The sequence below is a fragment of the Pelagicoccus mobilis genome, from assembly GCF_016595505.1.
GTDB classification, from domain to species: Bacteria; Verrucomicrobiota; Verrucomicrobiia; order Opitutales; family Opitutaceae; genus Pelagicoccus; species Pelagicoccus mobilis.
The window spans coordinates 51,676-69,423 of record NZ_JAENIL010000006.1; the positions used below are offsets into that span (position 1 = coordinate 51,676).

General features: G+C 51.6%; 9 protein-coding genes. 2 read left to right on the forward strand and 7 right to left on the reverse strand.

Going from position 1 to position 17,748, the window contains the following annotated elements; genetic code table 11:
- Positions 1 to 130: 130 nt before the first annotated feature.
- Entirely contained in the window at positions 131 to 976 is an 846-nt protein-coding gene (locus tag JIN87_RS04220) for an endonuclease/exonuclease/phosphatase family protein (protein WP_200354278.1), read from the forward strand.
- A gap of 142 nt (positions 977 to 1,118) precedes the next feature.
- Here JIN87_RS04220 and JIN87_RS28720 read toward each other — a convergent pair whose 3' ends face one another.
- Positions 1,119 to 4,946 (reverse strand): ATP-binding protein, encoded by a 3,828-nt coding sequence (locus JIN87_RS28720; RefSeq protein ID WP_200354279.1) that lies wholly within the window; start codon positions 4,944 to 4,946, stop codon positions 1,119 to 1,121.
- Between the two features lie 213 nt (positions 4,947 to 5,159).
- A complete protein-coding gene (locus JIN87_RS04230; RefSeq protein WP_200354280.1) occupies positions 5,160 to 6,239 on the reverse strand; it encodes a LacI family DNA-binding transcriptional regulator in 1,080 nt (359 codons plus the stop codon).
- Between the two features lie 241 nt (positions 6,240 to 6,480).
- Here JIN87_RS04230 and JIN87_RS04235 point away from each other — a divergent pair, with 241 nt between their 5' ends.
- Positions 6,481 to 7,920 carry a sulfatase gene (locus JIN87_RS04235; RefSeq protein WP_200354281.1) on the forward strand — a complete coding sequence of 480 codons (1,440 nt, stop codon included), beginning with the start codon at positions 6,481 to 6,483 and terminating at the stop codon, positions 7,918 to 7,920.
- A gap of 636 nt (positions 7,921 to 8,556) precedes the next feature.
- On the opposite strand, the gene JIN87_RS04240 is transcribed toward JIN87_RS04235, so the two are convergent.
- The 5 genes from JIN87_RS04240 to JIN87_RS04260 form a co-directional block, all read right to left on the reverse strand.
- A complete protein-coding gene (locus tag JIN87_RS04240; RefSeq protein ID WP_200354282.1) occupies positions 8,557 to 11,643 on the reverse strand; it encodes a TonB-dependent siderophore receptor in 3,087 nt (1,028 codons plus the stop codon).
- Positions 11,644 to 11,869: 226 nt separating this feature from the next.
- On the reverse strand, positions 11,870 to 13,210 hold the full coding sequence (locus JIN87_RS04245) for a CehA/McbA family metallohydrolase domain-containing protein (protein ID WP_200354283.1): 1,341 nt from the start codon (positions 13,208 to 13,210) through the stop codon (positions 11,870 to 11,872).
- A gap of 55 nt (positions 13,211 to 13,265) precedes the next feature.
- Positions 13,266 to 14,069 carry a CPBP family intramembrane glutamic endopeptidase gene (locus tag JIN87_RS04250; RefSeq protein WP_200354284.1) on the reverse strand — a complete coding sequence of 268 codons (804 nt, stop codon included), beginning with the start codon at positions 14,067 to 14,069 and terminating at the stop codon, positions 13,266 to 13,268.
- An 86-nt stretch (positions 14,070 to 14,155) separates the two neighbouring features.
- Complete coding sequence (locus JIN87_RS04255) at positions 14,156 to 15,250, reverse strand: carbohydrate-binding family 9-like protein (protein ID WP_200354285.1); 1,095 nt, start codon at positions 15,248 to 15,250, stop codon at positions 14,156 to 14,158.
- Between the two features lie 19 nt (positions 15,251 to 15,269).
- Positions 15,270 to 17,630, reverse strand: coding sequence for a transglutaminase domain-containing protein (locus JIN87_RS04260; RefSeq protein WP_200354286.1), 2,361 nt, complete (start codon positions 17,628 to 17,630; stop codon positions 15,270 to 15,272).
- Positions 17,631 to 17,748 lie beyond the last annotated feature (118 nt).

Sequence of the window (17,748 nt, forward strand, 5' to 3'; positions counted from 1 at the left end):
AAAAAGGCAACAAGGGCAGCGGGGAACCGCTGCCCTTTAACGTATCCAAAATCTCATTGGCTCAAAAAAGCAAAAGGCCTATGAACACCACAATCAGGCACAACGTCTGTTTGAAACCAGCACCAAAGATATGAAACTCCCCACCACTCATTTTCCGATCTTGGTATCTACATTACTAGTCTCACTTTTTGCGAACCTAGCGTTGAGCGAAGCAAAGGACCACAAAAGCCTGAAAGTCGTTAATTGGAATGTCCAATATGGCTTCAACCACAGAGAATCGATCGAGCAAGGGGCACATTGGCTGACAACTCAAGAACCTGACATCGTTGGCCTTCAGGAACTCAACGGACTCACTTCAGAATCATTACGAAGCATATCCAAGAAATGGGGTCACAACTACTCAGCGATTCTAAAGCAAAAGGGATTCCCTGTCGGACTCACCTCAAAAAAGCCTATCGAAGTGATCGAGCGACGGGTCGAAGGATTTCACCATGGCTACTTGCATTGCAAATCAAACGGTATCCACTTCTTCGTCGTACACTTCTGGCCGCATAAAGATCACGAAGCAGACATCATCCTAAAAAAAGCTCGTTCCCTCCTAAACCAAGGAGAAAGCGTAGTCGTGATGGGTGATTTCAATACGAACTCGGAGAAAGATGCAGAATACCTTGCAGGAAGGGATAGCGTCGAACCCATATATGAAGTGGTCAAGGCCTTCGAATCCAAAGGCTTTGTCGATCTTGTCCATAAACATGACAAACATGCAAAGTACTCCCACCCTTCGCCCAAAATCATGCCCCGGTGGGCAAAAACGATGTCCGAGGTCGAATCCAAACGACAACGAATCGACTTTGTTTTCGCCGACAACTCCCTAGCCAATTTCTCGAGATCAGGAACAATCCTGACCTCAGATGAACTAGGCGAAATATCTGATCACTACCCAATTGTCGTCGAACTCACCGCACCTCTCGATTAAAGGTTCATCACCAATTTCAGTGGATTTCTGATTTAGGCGAACTGTTGGTGTTTCCGCTGCTTAGCGGTTGCCGCCTAAAGCCCGGACTCCAACGGTTGGGCTCTCTTCCACCGCGTTTGCCGATGAACCCAGAAAAGCCTGCCTAGTTCTCCATACCAGATGCATTTCGTGTACGATACTCTGAAGGCGAACATCCAAAGTGCCCTTTAAAGAGTTTCCCAAAGTATCTCGTTTCCGAATACCCTACTTCATTCACAATTTCGATCACGCTCAAATCTGTATCCAGTAAAAGCTGACCTGCTCGCTTCATCTTGTAGTTTTTGATAAATTCCTGCGGCGTCATGTTCGCAACTGCCTTGAGCTTTCGGTAGAAAGAACTCCGGCTCAGCTCCAATCGCTCGGCGAGCTCGTCGACACCAAATGTTGAATTTGTTAGATTCTCATCCAAATAATCCACCACCGATTTCAAAAAACTCTCCTCCTTGTTCTCAGGCTCCGGAAGGTTAGGTTGCATCAAAAACTCATGCTTCAAACGGCTTTGCAGCCTGCTTCTCGATTCAAGCAGGTTCCGAATCCTCAACTGGAGTTTCAACATAGAAACCGGTTTAGGCAAATACTCCTCCGCCCCTGATTCCAAGCCCAGCTCCTCGAACTCGCTCGAAGAACGTGCTGTCAACATAATGACAGGAATGTGATTTGTATCACGACGGGACTTCAGTTCGCGGCACAACTCAATCCCATCCATCTTCGGCATCATAACATCGGTTATGATCAGGTCGGGGATCTGCTCGCCCGCCTTTCTTAGGCCTTCCTCGCCATCACGCGCCAAGAGCACATCGAACTCCTGCGACAAATCCTCCGCAAGGTATCGCCTCAAATCATCACTATCCTCGACTAGCAGGATACTAAGCTCCTTCCCTTTGAGAAGGTCAGACTCTGAATGTGGCTCTCCTCCTGGCAGCTCCCTATCCTCTCTTACTTCTCCAACGGGAATCGATACTTTGAACTCCGTCCCACCGTATTCATCGTTATTGGACAGTATCGGGCTGCTGACAGAGATCTCACCTTCAGCCAAGCCCACGAGTTGCTTCACAAGGCTCAATCCGAGTCCCGTACCCGTCGCTTCACGAGCTGCCTTCGAGTTTCCACGGTAAAATGGCTCGAAGATATATTTCTGGCGTTCTTTAGATATCCCTCGACCACTATCTTCAACCCGAAGAACCGCATTGTTGGAACGATCCCACCTCTCAATTTCGAGCGTCATGCGAATACCGCCTCCCTTAGGAGTGTACTTAATCGCGTTTGAAAGGAGATTCCCCAATATTTTCTGCAACTTATCCGAATCAAATTCGCAAACCAATCGGGACTCGTGGCAACGAAACTCCAAGAGCTGACTCTTCATCTCCGCTAACGGCTTGAAACTGTTCACAAGTTCACGCATCTCCGCAACCAGATCCCCTGATACCTTCCTCCACTGCGCCCGTCCCTCTTCGATACGCCTAAAGTCCAGAAGTTCGTCAACCAGCTGATGCAAGCGACGAGCGCTCTTGAGGGCCATATTGACATCCTTATCTCCCTCTTCACCCACATCCTTTCTAAGTCGAGTGAACTTTTCGAGGGGCGTTAAGATCAAGGCCAAAGGCGTCCGCAACTCGTGGGAAATGTTAGTGAAGAAATGGATACGCTGCTCATCGTACTCGATCAGATGCAAATAACGCTGACGAAATATCGCAAAAACCAAGCCAGCTATCGTACAAATCACGACCGTATTCAACGCAAAGAACCATCCGGTTTTCCAAAACGGTGGCGGGATAGTAAAGCGATAGGTTGCCGGACTCGGATCGACGTTGAAGTCCAAATCCCGAGCCCGAACCTCGAGCATGTGTTCACCATCGTCAAGCTGCTGAAATATCCGGCTACGCTCTTGAGAATACTCCGACCACTCTCCTCCATCCAAACGATAGGAAAAATATAGCCGGGAAGATTGGGTTCCCCCTCCCGATTCAGTTCCGTGTAGTTTCACATACAAACTGCGGTCACGCGTATTCGGTTCATGGATCACCGACAGTTGCGTATCAGGAGCGATCCGCTCAGGCAGATAACGTGTCGTCCTAAAGAGCCCACCTTCTCCTTGTCGGTAAGCGTTCTCTAACGTACCTCGCATCAACCAAAACTCGTTGTGCTCATTGATCCAAAGAGCCCCCTGCTTCCCATTCACAAGACTCGCTCCCAATCGACTCTTAAAGCTGGAGCTCGCGTATTCCTTCAATACCGGGAACCAACGATCTCCATCAAACCGAGCTACACCTTCACTCGTCACCGCAAATATCGAGTCGTCCTCCAAGATCTTAATATCGCTAACCAAGAGGCTCGGTAGGCCATCCTCCAATCCGAACCGACTCCACGCGCCATCAAACGTACGTCGATAGACCCCCTGTCCCCAATTGGCAAGCCATGCCGCATCCGAACTATCGACCGCAAGGTCCTCAATCTCGAACCCGCCAATCCCATCATCATAAGCAACCGCGTATTCGATTCCATCACGCAGTTCCGTCATCCTGAAGGTACGAGCCAAATACATAGAGCCGTCTGACTTTAGCCCTGCATTTCGAACCACGAAGCTCACTTCACTCGAAGGCTTTAAAGAGTCTTCAATCAAGTCACCGTTCTTGCTCAACAGGGCCAGTCCGGCTGTTCCTCGGTACAACCAGTCCTGATAGTTCATCCTCAAGACAACGATCCTTCCATCCTCTAGCTCGAGCAGAGATTCATGCCGCAAAGCGTCCCCAAACTGTGGATACTCTACTCGCCTCCACCCAGTCGCATCAAACACCGAAACAGCCGCCACACCTTCATGCGCTCCCGCCACCCAAATCTTTCCGTCGCGGGCACACTTTATGACGTAAGGCGTGTCGATTACTCCATCGTCCACATCAAAGATCCACCACACTCCCCCCTCTCGTTTTCGGTGTCGGATGACACTCCCTTCTTCGTCAAGAAACCATTGATCCCCTACCTCCGTTTCACACTGAAAGAGCAAATCGTTTAAAGTGCTCCACCGCTTTTGCTGATAGTCTATGCGAGAGAGACTGATTCCATTCTGCAACAGCCAAAGATAGCCATCATGAGCTTCCAGTAGGCTTGAACGCAATTGTCTGCGAGAAAGGCGTTCCGTCAGCTGCCACTCGCCATCCATTAATCCGTGAAGATATCCATTCGCGCACACCCACAGCATTCCATCCCGGGTTTTAGCAAGCATCTGAACCATATTGTATCCACCAAACACGTCGAAATCTACGCTCTCCCACTCGCCACTACTATAGTCATAGAATTGCGTGAGATCATTGATCGCCGTATTAGCAACCCAGATACGCCCATCGCGAGTCTGGAGCATCGAATAGCGTGGAGTCCTTTCTTTCGAGTACGCTGGTCGCATGACCTCCCACTCGTCAGACGGGGCAAGCAAGCCATCACGTACCGGACAGCGATATACCCGCCCGCCATTCATTTCCACAGTCCAAACATTCCCCATGTGATCCAAACACAAGGTAGACAATGCAGAACCCTCTTCCGGCAATGGCCGAAAGAAACTTTGGCCATCTTTTAGATGAAGTACACCCTCCGCGGTTGAGACCCAAACAGCCCCCTCATCTCCCTTGGCATGGACGTTCATTACTTCCGAGTTAACAAGCCCTTGGTAAACTTCTAACCACCTCTCCCCATCAAACCAATACACCGCCCTTCGATGGATCGAATAGGCATGATTTTCATCGATAGCTACGATCGAAATTACGATCGCGGAGTCTCCAGCTGTACCCGGAATAGACATCTTCTCGAGGCGTGTCCCGTCATAGCGAGCCACTCCATCTCTCAAGCCAATCCACAGCGTGCCGTCCGCTGCGATATCTAAACACTGCATCTGAGCCCCATCAGCGCCCTCGATTGATTCCCAAGCCCACGATTCGCTCACCGGATTCGCGAAACTAGGCTCATAATAATCGACCGCACTTACACGTGGCCCCCAGCAAAGCCACGAAAACAATACCAAGTAGAAGCAAAGTCGCGGCGGAACAATGCTCCACCTCTTTTCTATTCGTATACAATCACGCACGCAGCATCACTAAAGCCAATCCATCACCAAACAGCAACCCGCATTAGCATTGAAATCGACGCCTTAATGCAACTAGACATTTACCGCTAAGGCTTCCCCTTCTCGCGACAGAGTCTCCAATTCGTCGATACCATCGACGCAGCTATCAACCATCGTTATGAAGGGATGCTGCGGCAGTCCACACTCACGCTGATTGATTCCCGCAACGACCGCCTTGACTGCATAAACACCCGCAAGATCGTGGCGATGGTTCAATCCGAGATCGACAGAATCGGAAGCCTCAGACGAATCCATTGAAACAAAGATACTGTCCCCTAGGATTTCTGAAGGCATCGCCTCGTACCTGGCAAAAGCCTCGCAACCGCCAACGACTACCTCAGGTGCGTAAGCGCTCATCCAACTCTTCAGGTCCTCCTCCCGGTCCGAACTTGCAGGAAGAAAAGGTACAAGCTCGACAGCAGGAGAGCCTCGAAGCACCAAGTCCAAAGCATGCATCAACCGACGATTGGAAGCGGAGTCAGCCTCCCCTCCTAAGCAAACGCCAATCCTTCGATACCCCTTCGCTAACAGTCCCTCAACGAGTTCATCCAACATCTTGAGGTAGTCTGGACAAACGCGATTCACTTCGAGCTCGCGCAAATCGTAGCCCAAGGCAACCGCTGACAAATCAGCGTAATCAAGAGCGAAAATCGTTTCGTCATCACCAGAAGGCGGCATAAGGACCACTCCCCTGATTCCTCGGGCCAGCAAAATTTGCTTAAGACGAGAGGCCGAAAACGCGTCCTTTGCCAAGTAGATCGGGTCCACTACATAACCTGACCGCTTCGCTTCCTCCTTTATGCTTTGAAACAAGGCTCGAACGCTTCCCGATTGCTGATCCGGATAGGGAGAAATCGAAGCCGGAAACAACACTCCCAAATTCGCACCATTCCCTTCCTGTCCAGTTCTCTTTCGCAAGTGAGCCATTAGCTCAGCCAAACGACCGTCCCGCACGTAGCCCATCTCACCGGCGATGCGGAGAATTTTCTCCTTCAAAGGCTTCGAGATCCGCTCGCTATTTCTCAATGCAAGGGAAACAGCGGCAATCGACACATCCGCTTTTCGGGCTACATCTCGTTGGGTCACACGGGCATTCGGGGTAGTTTTTTCCATGGGAATATGGGTCGGGCAAGTTCGGGTATCTGACGCTGCTCAATTTACCAAATCTTGCCCCGCAAATGGGCGGTAGGATCTGGTCAGACAGTGTGTCCAAATGTTGCACAGATGGGAAAACGCCTGAAAAACAACGATTTCGCACCGCAAACTCCGCTCAGAGCGGTTAACCCTTTAGCAAGCTCTACCTTGCTCAAATCTCACGAGGAAAGAAGCATGGGAACACTGAAAACTCTCTATCATGTGCTCTCATCAGGCCAAACTGCCCATTCTCATCATCACCCTATTCGGATGTTTCCTATCCAGCTATGCCAAGAACCTGGAGGACACTGAAAAGCCGAATATCATCTTCATAATCTCGGACGACGCAGGATACGCGGATTTCGGCTTCCACGGTGCGGATAAAATCAACACTCCCAACTTAGATCGAATCGCCCAGCAAGGCGCCGTCTTCGAAAACGCCTATGTCAGCGCTTCCGTGTGCTGTCCGTCGCGCATGGGGCTCATGACCGGACGCTACCAGCAGCGCTTTGGGGCAGAGTGCAACGTCCCCACCGTCCCCACTCCCGGCTTCGGCAAGGAACACCTCGGCCTCGACATCGAGGAAAAGACCATAGGCGACCAAATGCAAAACGCCGGCTACCGCACCATGATGATCGGCAAGTGGCACCTCGGACACCAAGCCCACCACCACCCCCTCAAGCGCGGATTTGACGAATTCTACGGATTCCTCGGCGGCTCACGCAGCTTCTGGAGCCTCGACAAAACGAACGTCGAAACCGCGATGCGCCGAAATCACGAGCAACTCGACGAGGCAAGCGAAGTCACCTACCTCACCGACGATCTCACCGACGCCGCCATCGACTTCATCGAACGAAACCATAAGCAGCCCTTCTTCATATACCTTTCCTACAATGCCGTGCACACTCCCATGCACGCCAAAGTGGAAGACATCGAGCAGCAGGCCCAGTTCGATCAAAAGGACCGCCGCATTTACGCAGCCATGACGAAGTCGATGGATGACAACATCGGCCGTCTCGACCAATTCCTCGCAAAAAACGGACTCACTCAAAATACCCTGGTCGTTTTCACCAACGACAACGGCGGAGCCACAAGCAACGCTTCCGAAAACAATCCGCTACGTGGATACAAAGGCAGCTACTGGGAAGGCGGCATTCGAGTCCCATTTGTCATGCGTTGGCCCGGGAAAATTCCACCGCAAACCCGCTACTCCCATTCCGTCAGCACTTTGGACCTGCTTCCCACCGCTCTAGGAGCCGCACAGGCACCCGCGATTGGTAAACCTCTCGACGGAGTTGATCTAATCCCACACGTAAATGGAGAAAAGTCCGACCCTCCCCACCACTATCTTTATTGGCGTCTCTGGCGTACCGCGGCCATTCGCAACGGTCACTGGAAACTCATCCGCTTGATGGACGATCCGTTAACACAGGACCGACGCCTTCTGGCACCGCCCATTCTCATCGACTTAGACAAGGATCCCAGCGAAACAACCAACCTCGCCGAACAGTATCCAGAAATCGTCGCCCACTTAAGCCGTAAACTCGAGGCCTGGGAGAGCGGTCTCTCCGCCCCACGCTGGTACGACGGAAAAGACTGGCCCAAGTGGGCCCGCGTACAGCTCGAAAACCACCGTATGGGCTCCGTCCATTACGAGTAAGGCAACGAAGTCTGAAAAGTAGCGGCCATCGTCCCCGATGGCCACAAAAGCACTCGAGCTTCATGCCCATCGAGCACGACCAAGCGGAGCGACACAACGAAGAGTTAACAAGCGCTAGCGCGTAATACTAATTCGGATACTTTTCTACGGAGGGCAATGCTCCGTCATTGCCGCAACAGTGTCCCGATCGTCCAGTGCACCAGGAGCATATGTTCGAATAACTCCGGCCCCTCCGCGGAAAGGCACACGCCTCAACCGACATATCAATCATCATAAGTGCCCACGATGATCAAACGCCCCATCGCAGCAGTCCTAAGCGCCTCCTAGACACGCCAACAAAGCGAAGTCCAACAACCGCTGCTCATCTTCTACGGACGCCTCGCCCAAGCACCTACTCAAAGAAGTTCGTCCCCAAGTGCAGCGGGAAGCTCAGCTGTAGGGCTGCCGCTTGCGACACGCCGCGTCGGTATTAATCTTATCTCCTACAGCGCGGCATGGCGACTAGCTCCAGCCCCAAACAGCGAAAAGACACAAACACCTTTTCCCGCGAAGTGGCGATGAACCCAACAAAAAGCCCGGCGAGACCTCACTCGCCGGGCTCCAATCAGACAGATTGATTATACTATACCCACTTACCTAAAAGGTAAAACTCGCTTCCGCTGTCACCTGACGCGGCGTCGGGCGGTAGTAGTGTAGCGGAATTTCTTCACCGAGGTGGTTCACATTGTAACGGGCACGACTGTAGTCCGTATCATCGAAGACATTACGCACTACGAGCTGAAGACGCATCTGCGTACCGTCCTTGATGAAATCAACCTTGCGCTGGTAACTTAGCGTCAAGTCATTGCTCGTAATCGCATCAGTCTTAAGAACCGTATCGCGATCGATAACCATCGCCCCAGTTCCCAGCTCCTCGTTCGTGATCTCGAAGCGACGCAACCAGCCTGCTTCCGCTCCACTTTGCCAACGGAATCCTGCACCCACTCCGAAGCCCTTCAAAAAGCCTTCCCTGAAGTCGTACTTAGCGAACACATTGAACTTGTGGTGACGCTGGCCGAACTTTTGCTGACGATTCTCAATCTGCGTGTCGATCCATTCGTCCACTCCGATATCAAGCACATTGTCGATCGACAAACGATAGATACCATCTTCGCCGAGAACAATCTGGTCTTCGTTCTCAGCCCAATTACCACTCAAGGAATTCCATTCAGCAAGAGGAATTTGCCCCATCAACTCGGCTGGAACAAAACCATGCACCCACTCACGAAAACGCTGATTGTATTCACGATAAGGAGCAAAGGCGTCAAAAGTGGTGCGCGTTCCATAAGAGTACCCTAAACGTAGCTTCAAGTTCGTCGTTGGATTGGCAGTAAGTCCAACTTCATACCCTTCCGCTTCATAGTCCTCAGTACGTGCTGTGAAGTTCAGCATCGAAATGGTGCTACGATCGAAAAGAGGGTCGATCGTCTCGATCTCTTCACCAGTCTCGAAATTGACAAGATCGATTCCAGCAGGATTGCCTAAGGTATTAAGGATAGAGTTCAAATTTCCGGCGTAGTTGCTTTGCCAGAACAAGCGTCCAGTCCCCTGCGTCTTGAAGTAGTTAGCAGTCAAGTACACCTTGTTCTCGAACAAGTTCATCTTGACGCCAAAGTCCTCGCTCGACCCCGTACCCGCTTCAGGAGCGCCAAAATTGAAGCCCGTATTTGCGGTAACATCTAGGGGTTCGTCGAGATTAGGAGCCTGCCAGCCGGCCTGAGACAACCCGCCGTTACTGGAACGATTGTAAGTCAAAGAAAGCCAGTCGTTCACGTGATAAACCGCTCCAAAAGTGTGAGTAGAGGAATCTGCTTCACGTGCCCAGGGATCCGACCAATCCAGCACCTTGAAGTTGGTGACAGGATCACGAGTGAAATCACGGGTCGCGATCACCTCCTCATCATCCTTACGATATCCGTATGTTGTGACGAGCTTCCGATTGAAGAAGAAGTTCTGCATCGCGAACAAGGTCGAATCGATTGCGACCGTATTTGGATTCATGATACGTGGAGCCCAACCGATATCAAAGCTTTCTCCGGTGGCTGGGTCCGTTACCGAAGATGGCACATCACGCCAATCTGGCACATGCACCTCCGCAGGGTTGCTCAGGTCATCGAAGTAGTGGCGGGTCCACAGGCGATAACGGCCCGCTTCCGGAGTCGCCCCACCCGCGAGAACAACTTGATCAGAAATCGTCTTCTGCGCAAAACGGTCCGCCGTGCTCCACATAGCCGCGAAACGGTGCTGTCCGAAACGTTCCGTATCCAACTCGTAAGACGAAGTAATACGAAACGACTCGTTATCGTTCACTCTCAGTTCACGTTGCCATTGGTCTTCGTAATAGAAGCGACCCGCATTCGGGTTCTCCAGAATAGTACCCTTAGTGAAAATTTCAGCATTCGGGTCACCTTCGAGCAATGGACCGCCACCCGTGTTGTGAGAAAGCCAATCATGACTACGCTCGTTATACGCGAGCTCGACGAAAAAGTCATCATTGAACCTGTGCTCTAAGAAGAAACTGAGCGACTCGTAGTCGAGTTCACGGAATGCGCCTGGACCGTTGATCGATATCGAAGGATCAGCTTGCGATTCATCCAACATGTAAGCGCCGCCGATTGGACGCGTTGTCCATGAGCTGACATTATCATAGAAGGTACTGTCGCCATCCACGAAAGTGTAGCGATTAGTATTCAGATTATTAGGATTTCGGAAATTGACCGTACGGTCATGGGTTGAGTCATCCGACCTATAATCAACCGCAGGATCGTTCCAAGCCGCATTACGCTTGCCATTGTCCACCTGGTAACGCCCAGCGCCATTAACAGGCTTCATCACGTCAGCAACTCCCAGAGTCGGACGCCCTGCGATATCCCAGTAATAACCACTGGAACGAGGAGCGAAGCTGCGTCCGGTCAGGTCATTCATCTCGCCCAACTCGAAGTCACTTCGCAGCTTCGTGTTCTTGCTCACGTTATAAGTGAGGGCCGCTTGAAGCCCCTTTTTGTCATGGCTACGGAACTGCTGCCAGTGATCCTGATCTTGCGTCATCAAATTGAAACGCACCGCAAGTTTTTCATCCACCAGAACCTTGTTTAGGTCTAACTGAGCGCGCTTAAGATTCCAGCTACCAACCTTGAATCTAATATTCGTACGATCGCGATTCACGTTCGCCTGCTTGCTTGTTGTGTTCGCAACACCACCAGCCGAACCGAGACCGAACAGAATCGAGTTAGGTCCACGAGACTGCTCTAGGCGCTCGACACTATACAGGTCTTGCGGCAGATTCCATTCAAAGAAATCGCGAGCGCGAGTCTGTGGCAAACCGCGTATCCGAAACTTAGTACGCACTTGCGACTGCTGCTTGTAATCTTGCGAGAATCCCGAAGTGTCGTCGCCCAACTCTTCCTGAGCATTCACCGCGTAGAGCATGGCGTCATCCAACGTATCCGCCCCGATGTCCTCCAGGAACTCCTTGGTAAAGGTCTCCATTGGAGAGGCCAAATCCTTGAGCTCAGAGTTCAGACGAGTACCGGCTAACGTGTTCTGCGCCGCGTAACCAACGTCCTTAGAGCCATCCACTGTAAAGGGGCTCAGCTCGAATATCTCATCCTCAGCTGAGTCCGCCTGAGCGAAGGCAAGAGCTGGGGCAAAAGTGAGCGGAAGCCCGGCTAGACAAAACCTCATTAGGGCCTGTCTAGAAATTGATCGAAATCGATTCATAGTTCTATGGGTAGTTTTGTTTGTAGGGTCTAAATTTTCGAGCCGCCGGGGACGGTAGACAAACCACCTCCCAAGATGACAGCACGAGTAGCGACCTTAACTATCCCCGATTCGAACTCCTATAACCAGCTCCTGAAATTTAAGCGTTAACACAGGGAACAAGGTAAGCGACTTGAACAAAAACCGAGTCTCAATTGCGTTTCGAAGAACAAATAAAGGGCTGTGTCCAAGCTTTCCGCACAATAGCCCCCTCCGAGGTACGGTGCACATTTTCCTCATCGCTAATCACGACCGCTCGAACATAGAGCTCATCGCCTGAAAGCGTGTAGACGGCCTCGCTTCCAATGACTTCCTCAAAAAGCATTCCCAACCGCGAGTCCCGATACTCCCGGGTTACCGGGTGTTTGATTCCCCTTTCATCAACAACCGTCTTCACCTTCTTTGAGCGCAAAGAAACATCACGGGGACTCCCGATAAACCGGATCCTATAATTGACTCCCTCTTCACGCTTCACTCCGACACTGAGCGTTCCCTCCTCTTCATCAAAAACGAGCGTTTCTAAGCTCACCCCCGTCGAGGAATAAAAATCGCCATCAACCATCGCTCGCGTAATCGCGTCAGCACTCAGTTCTTCGGCCCTGACCATCACCCATGCCAGTCCTGGAGCGTCGTGTAACACTTCATGAGAATGATAATGCTCCTCTGGAGTGTGATAGTTATGGGTGTCATCAGTCGCACAGCCAAAGAGCGGCCCTACGCCTAACTCCTTGATGCGAATCGTATTAACAATATCCCAGATTCGCTCCACGCCTGGCCGCGTTCCATCTCCGTCGTTGTTGCAGCCACCGCTGACATTAAAAATCTCCAACCCGTGAGCAGGCAGAACCTTTGCCACTTGTTCTGCTGTATTCGAGTATTTGAAATTTGGATGATTGATGTGCCAAAAGACTGGATGCTCAACTCCTTGCGCATACTCAGTCACGAGCTTCTCGTGGTTCTTGAACTGCTGCTCCACCGTAGCCTGACGCGTAGGGAGCAAGACCGTATCGACGTTCATCGCATTGCTATGCACCGGGAGCCCCAACCGTGGATGCGTCGCCCCACCCGCTACGCTCGTGATCTCCAAGCCCTCGATCATCAAAAAATCGCCATCACCTTCCACCAAAGCCCTCACCTCATCCAGGGTCTTCAAGCGAGCCTTCGTGACGCCATCCTCTTCTTTCAGCTCAAGCTGCCCTTTCCCCCAACGTTCCACGTGCCGCTCCAGGATACCGTGCTCTCTTATGTGTTTATCTATGCGCTTCCACTTCACTCCCCGAGAAAGGATATTGTGGTCCGACAGCACCAGAAAGTCGTACCCATTATCCTTATACCATGCCGCTGCAGATTCAGGAAAATCGTTCCCATCCGACCAAAGAGTATGCGTGTGCGTATTGCCTTTGTACCACTGATCGTCGACTTCCTCGGAAAGCAAACTCGTAAATGGTGCCGCTAAAAGCGCTGCTAAGATTAAGGTTCTAAGGCGTATCATGTACCGGATTTCCAAAGAGTAGAGGGAGAAGCGATACCATTCCTAGAGACCTAGGTCATGCAAGAATATCCCACTCCATCAAAGCTACGACCGTATAAAACAGGTTGCTAAGAATATGAATCGCAATTGAGGCTTTAATCGACCGCGTATAGACGAAAACCCAACCCCAGGCGAGGCTATACAAAAAATACATCGGCCATAAGATGGCAGGTCCGTGCCCAAGCATAAACAAAACCGATGTGATCACAATGGCCGACCAAACAGGTAAGCGACGGGCAAGAGAAGACTGAAGATAGCCTCTAAAAACGACCTCCTCCATCACCGGCCCAACCAGCAGGGCCAAAATCAAGAAGCCCGTCATTTTAAGCGCGGACCCGGTCTCTTTAATGTGGGCGAACATCTGCGAGCCACCCCCTACGACACCGCCATGCCCCCATTGAGGGAGAAGGACGGATCGATACGTCCACGCGAGAAAATGCGTAACGCCAAGAAGCAGCAAGACCAGCACCACGACCTGGCTGGTTTTGAGGACGCCCTGTCGCCACCCAATCTGGGGCAGAAAGCTCGGTCCAAAACGGCGGATATCAGCCCAGGCCCAGAGCAATACTATAGTTCCCCCCAATAGAACAGATAACACCCCAATCGTCGGGAGGTCGACGCCGTCTCGCCCCCAGATAAGCTTCGCCCCGTAGGATAGGCCTATCCCAGCAAGCGTCTGGCTAACAAACATTATGCAAAGAACAAGAAAGCCCCGCTTTATAGTCAGTTGGTAAACAGCCCCCGCCGTCCCTTGGGGATCAGAAGCAGAATCCGATTCAGGCTCGCCTGACTCAGAAGGTGAAGGAACAGAATTTGCCATTAGGAATTCAAATCAAGGACGGGCCACGTTCGCGTTTGCGATTAACAATCGTTCTCTCGGGCGAGGTAAAGACCAAACCAGAAGGTCTATTGTTTTCCCCTCAACGCTACTGGCTCGTCAATCGAGATACGCCCATCATCTCCGAGGCTCAAACGCCCCGTATCTTCATCATCGATACTCAGTCGATACGCAGTTTCGCAAGCCTCGTACTCGATGGAGTAAGACTCAAACGGTTTCAGCTCTCTCAGCTTCTTGAGTCGATTTGGATAGGCCCCATGCTCCTTCCGGTACTCGAGCAAACGGCGATGCAAGGAGAACAGTACTTGTTTCTCCTGCCACCATGGATCCAGCAGAGACTCTACTTCTTCATCGGGAGTCTTGTAAGTGAATTGCAAATACCCCCAATGTTCGGGGCGATGCATTGCAATCGCGTACTGCGGGGTCCAGACCCAATTATCCTCATGCAAAAACTCGCCCGTTGAAGAATCCTTCTTGCGCTCGTACAAACCGTCCACCATCCGATGTTCCCACTCGACGCGCGAGAAATTGATCCTCCATGTATCGCCCTCATCTATCTTCTTAGGCTTTGCCGACAACTTCATCAAAGGCTTCAAAGGAATTGCCATCTCGACCGACCAACCTTCATCTTCATCTGAAGAGTCATTAAGCGTCCCATCAATATGAATACCGATCTTGGTATCATTCAAATCCCACGCATCCACCGCTGGCCCGCCATTACGATACGGCCTAGGCAGTAGCAGGTCCCAAAGAGTCCCCAAGGCGTTCACCTCGAACTCGCAGTACAAACTGTCTTCCGGCTTCGGTTTTATGAAAACCTCAAAATCGTTGTTGTAGAAGATCACTGCATCGCGCTCGACGATGTCTCCCCAAACATGCGGTTCTTCCATTTCCGCGAACACATAGAGATACTCCGTATCCCATAACATTTTCACCCGCGTTCGGAAGCGTGGTCTCTGCTTGTCGGCTCCCTCGATATCCATGAAATCCGTGGTCCACTGGGCATGCCCCCACGCCGTCTCATCCGCCTTGCCATCAATCGCAAGTGCCTCTCCCGCAATACGAACCACATAATGCTTAGGAGGAATTTCAAGGTAAGGAGCTTCCGCCCAAAGCGAAGGAAAGCCCATCAGAACGCAAACAAGTAGCAGTAATCGATCCATCCGTTTCGTTGCTCCCGTTCTAAGAATCCTGGCTTAGGACACGATTTCCTCGGACCACAAGGGCACAACTAAATGCTAGCCGGATGTCGCCACGCTTTTCCAAGGAATCACACAACACGTTTAAGCTCGGCTCGATCACCACTTCCTGATTCTTGTACTTCCCATCAATCTTGACCGTCAACGGCTTGCCAAAGTCCACCAAACGTTCGTCAAGAAACACCGTTACTTCCTTACGCCCGACAGTCTCGACCCGCAGAAAATTGCCCTTGCAGGAAGCGAACACGCGCTGGCGCTTCTCAGGATTCTCTACCCCTAACCAAAAGAAGCGATCAACGACCGTGTCCGTCATTTCCCAAGAAAGTTCTCTTGGCACCACGTCACGGCGACTCGGATACATTTCTAAAATCTGATCCCTGTCCGGCAAACCTGAATGCGGGTACCCAGCCTTGAACAGGTAAGTCACGGGAAAAATGTCTTCCCGCCCGCCTTTAAGCCTTCTGACTTCGCGGTCAAACGCCTGACAACGGGACAGCCGATCATAGGCTAAGTCCTTCTCCCCGATCATAAAGGAGAACGCAGTATTGCGAAGATTCAAAGCACTCGTCTGCCCATCCGTCGGGGCTGCTGCAGACGCATGGATCGCCGCAAACCGATCCGGAATCTTAGGACCAATACTAAACGCGCCGTATCCCCCGTGCGAATACCCTATTAAAAACACGCGATCCGGATTAACATCCTCAAAGAGAAGAAATTGCTTAACTAAGTTCTGAACCAGCGGATACACGTAATCATCATAAAACCCGTTCCACTTGTTGTTGGGAGCGCGCAGTGCCAAATACTTGTACCCCTCTAACGTAGGTTGGTCCTTGTAGTAACGCTTCATGATCTCCCATTGGCTATCGTTCACTTCTGCAGGCGCTCCTCCACCTCCATGCATCGCAATAAACAATGGCCATCCACCAGTCGGCCTGCGCCCCACGGTCTTCCCGAAATAGGGACTTTCGTGTTCTCCGAAGCGCACGCGTCGCGCTTCAAGATCCTCTTTCAGCTCATCATGAGCGGAGCTCTTCTGATAACTCTCCCATACCAGAGCACGCATACGCTTCGGCCGCTCACGCATGAGAGCATTCGCTTCCGACGAAAAAGCATAGGACACCTTCTCGGATTTCGACAAGTTCCAGTACCCTTCCAATTCCCTTCGGATCCGTCCATCGGAATCGGGTACGCTTTCTTCCAAATTCCATTTGATATGGTTTTGTCCTGCAGCGAGCTCAACCCGCTTCTCGTATCCACCACTTACCAAAAGATACGCTCCTGCTTTTGGCAGCATGAACTCCAGGATATTGTTGGTATCGTCACCTTTCCCCTTGCTCGTCCCTGCAGCAATCTTGTTCCCCTCCGGTAATCGGTACGCGGATACATCATGAACCATCCGCCGCTTGCCTTCCCGCGTGTAGACATCGACCAGCAAGCGAACTCCCTTTTTCTCTTCCGCAAAGCGATTATAGAAAGCGCTCACATTCTCTGCCGAAACCATCTGATTCCCCCTGTCCCACACCATAGGGAACTTCGTCTCGGTTTTCTTAAAACTCGCCGCATAGATGCTATGCTCGGGTACCTCCCCCTGCGCTAGCGATGCATCCCGCACGAACCAACCGTGATTCAAGCCCTTCTTGCTCGCTTCGCACGCACCCGCAAAATGCCACTGACCATCCCAGATCTCAACCCAGGTATGGTTGCCCCTCTTATTCGTCCAAAGCGGCGTCCCCACCACCCGAGCAGGAATGCCAACCGAACGGCAAGCATCGACCAGCAGAATCGACAAGCCGGTACACGACGCCATCCCCTGCTCAATCGTCTCCGAAGGGCTCTGGTTAGGCCGTAGACGCTTCGTCGAGTACTTCACCCCGACTTTCTTGAAGAGCTCGCGATTCAACTCATGAGCAGCAGCTGCAGGCGATTCGATCCCGTCAATGATCGGCAGACACCTCACCCTCATCTCCCCTCGCCAATCCTCACGCGTCTCATCCAGATTCGCATAAGGGAGAACGTAGTTCAAAAACAATAACCAAGGTACCCTCTGCCCCCAGGGGGAGCTCTCCCTAGCACTTAAAGCGAGCTCTATGTTCTCCAGCAGATAATCCCCAGAAAGGTTCACTAAGTCAGCATCAGGCATGTTCTCTAGCAGAAACCTCAATGCTTCTCGATGTTCACCGCCAGAAGCCTCGAACGCAGTGCGGAGACTGTCTCCATTTTCTCCAGCACGATCAAAAGCCGCCTCAAGCTCACCTAAGTCCCGAGCGTGACAACGCTCGCTTCCCAGCCAGCAAAGCACCCAGCAAAAGGTCCAAAGAAGTCGTATGAAATTGGGTCGTTTCATCTAAAAGAGTCGAACAAGCCTCTTCCCCCATTCCTCATCGCCGCAAGACTAGGAACCGTTTAGCGTTAACAGGCGCTTACTCCTAACCTGATGGTTCTTTCGAAAACCCTGAAACAAA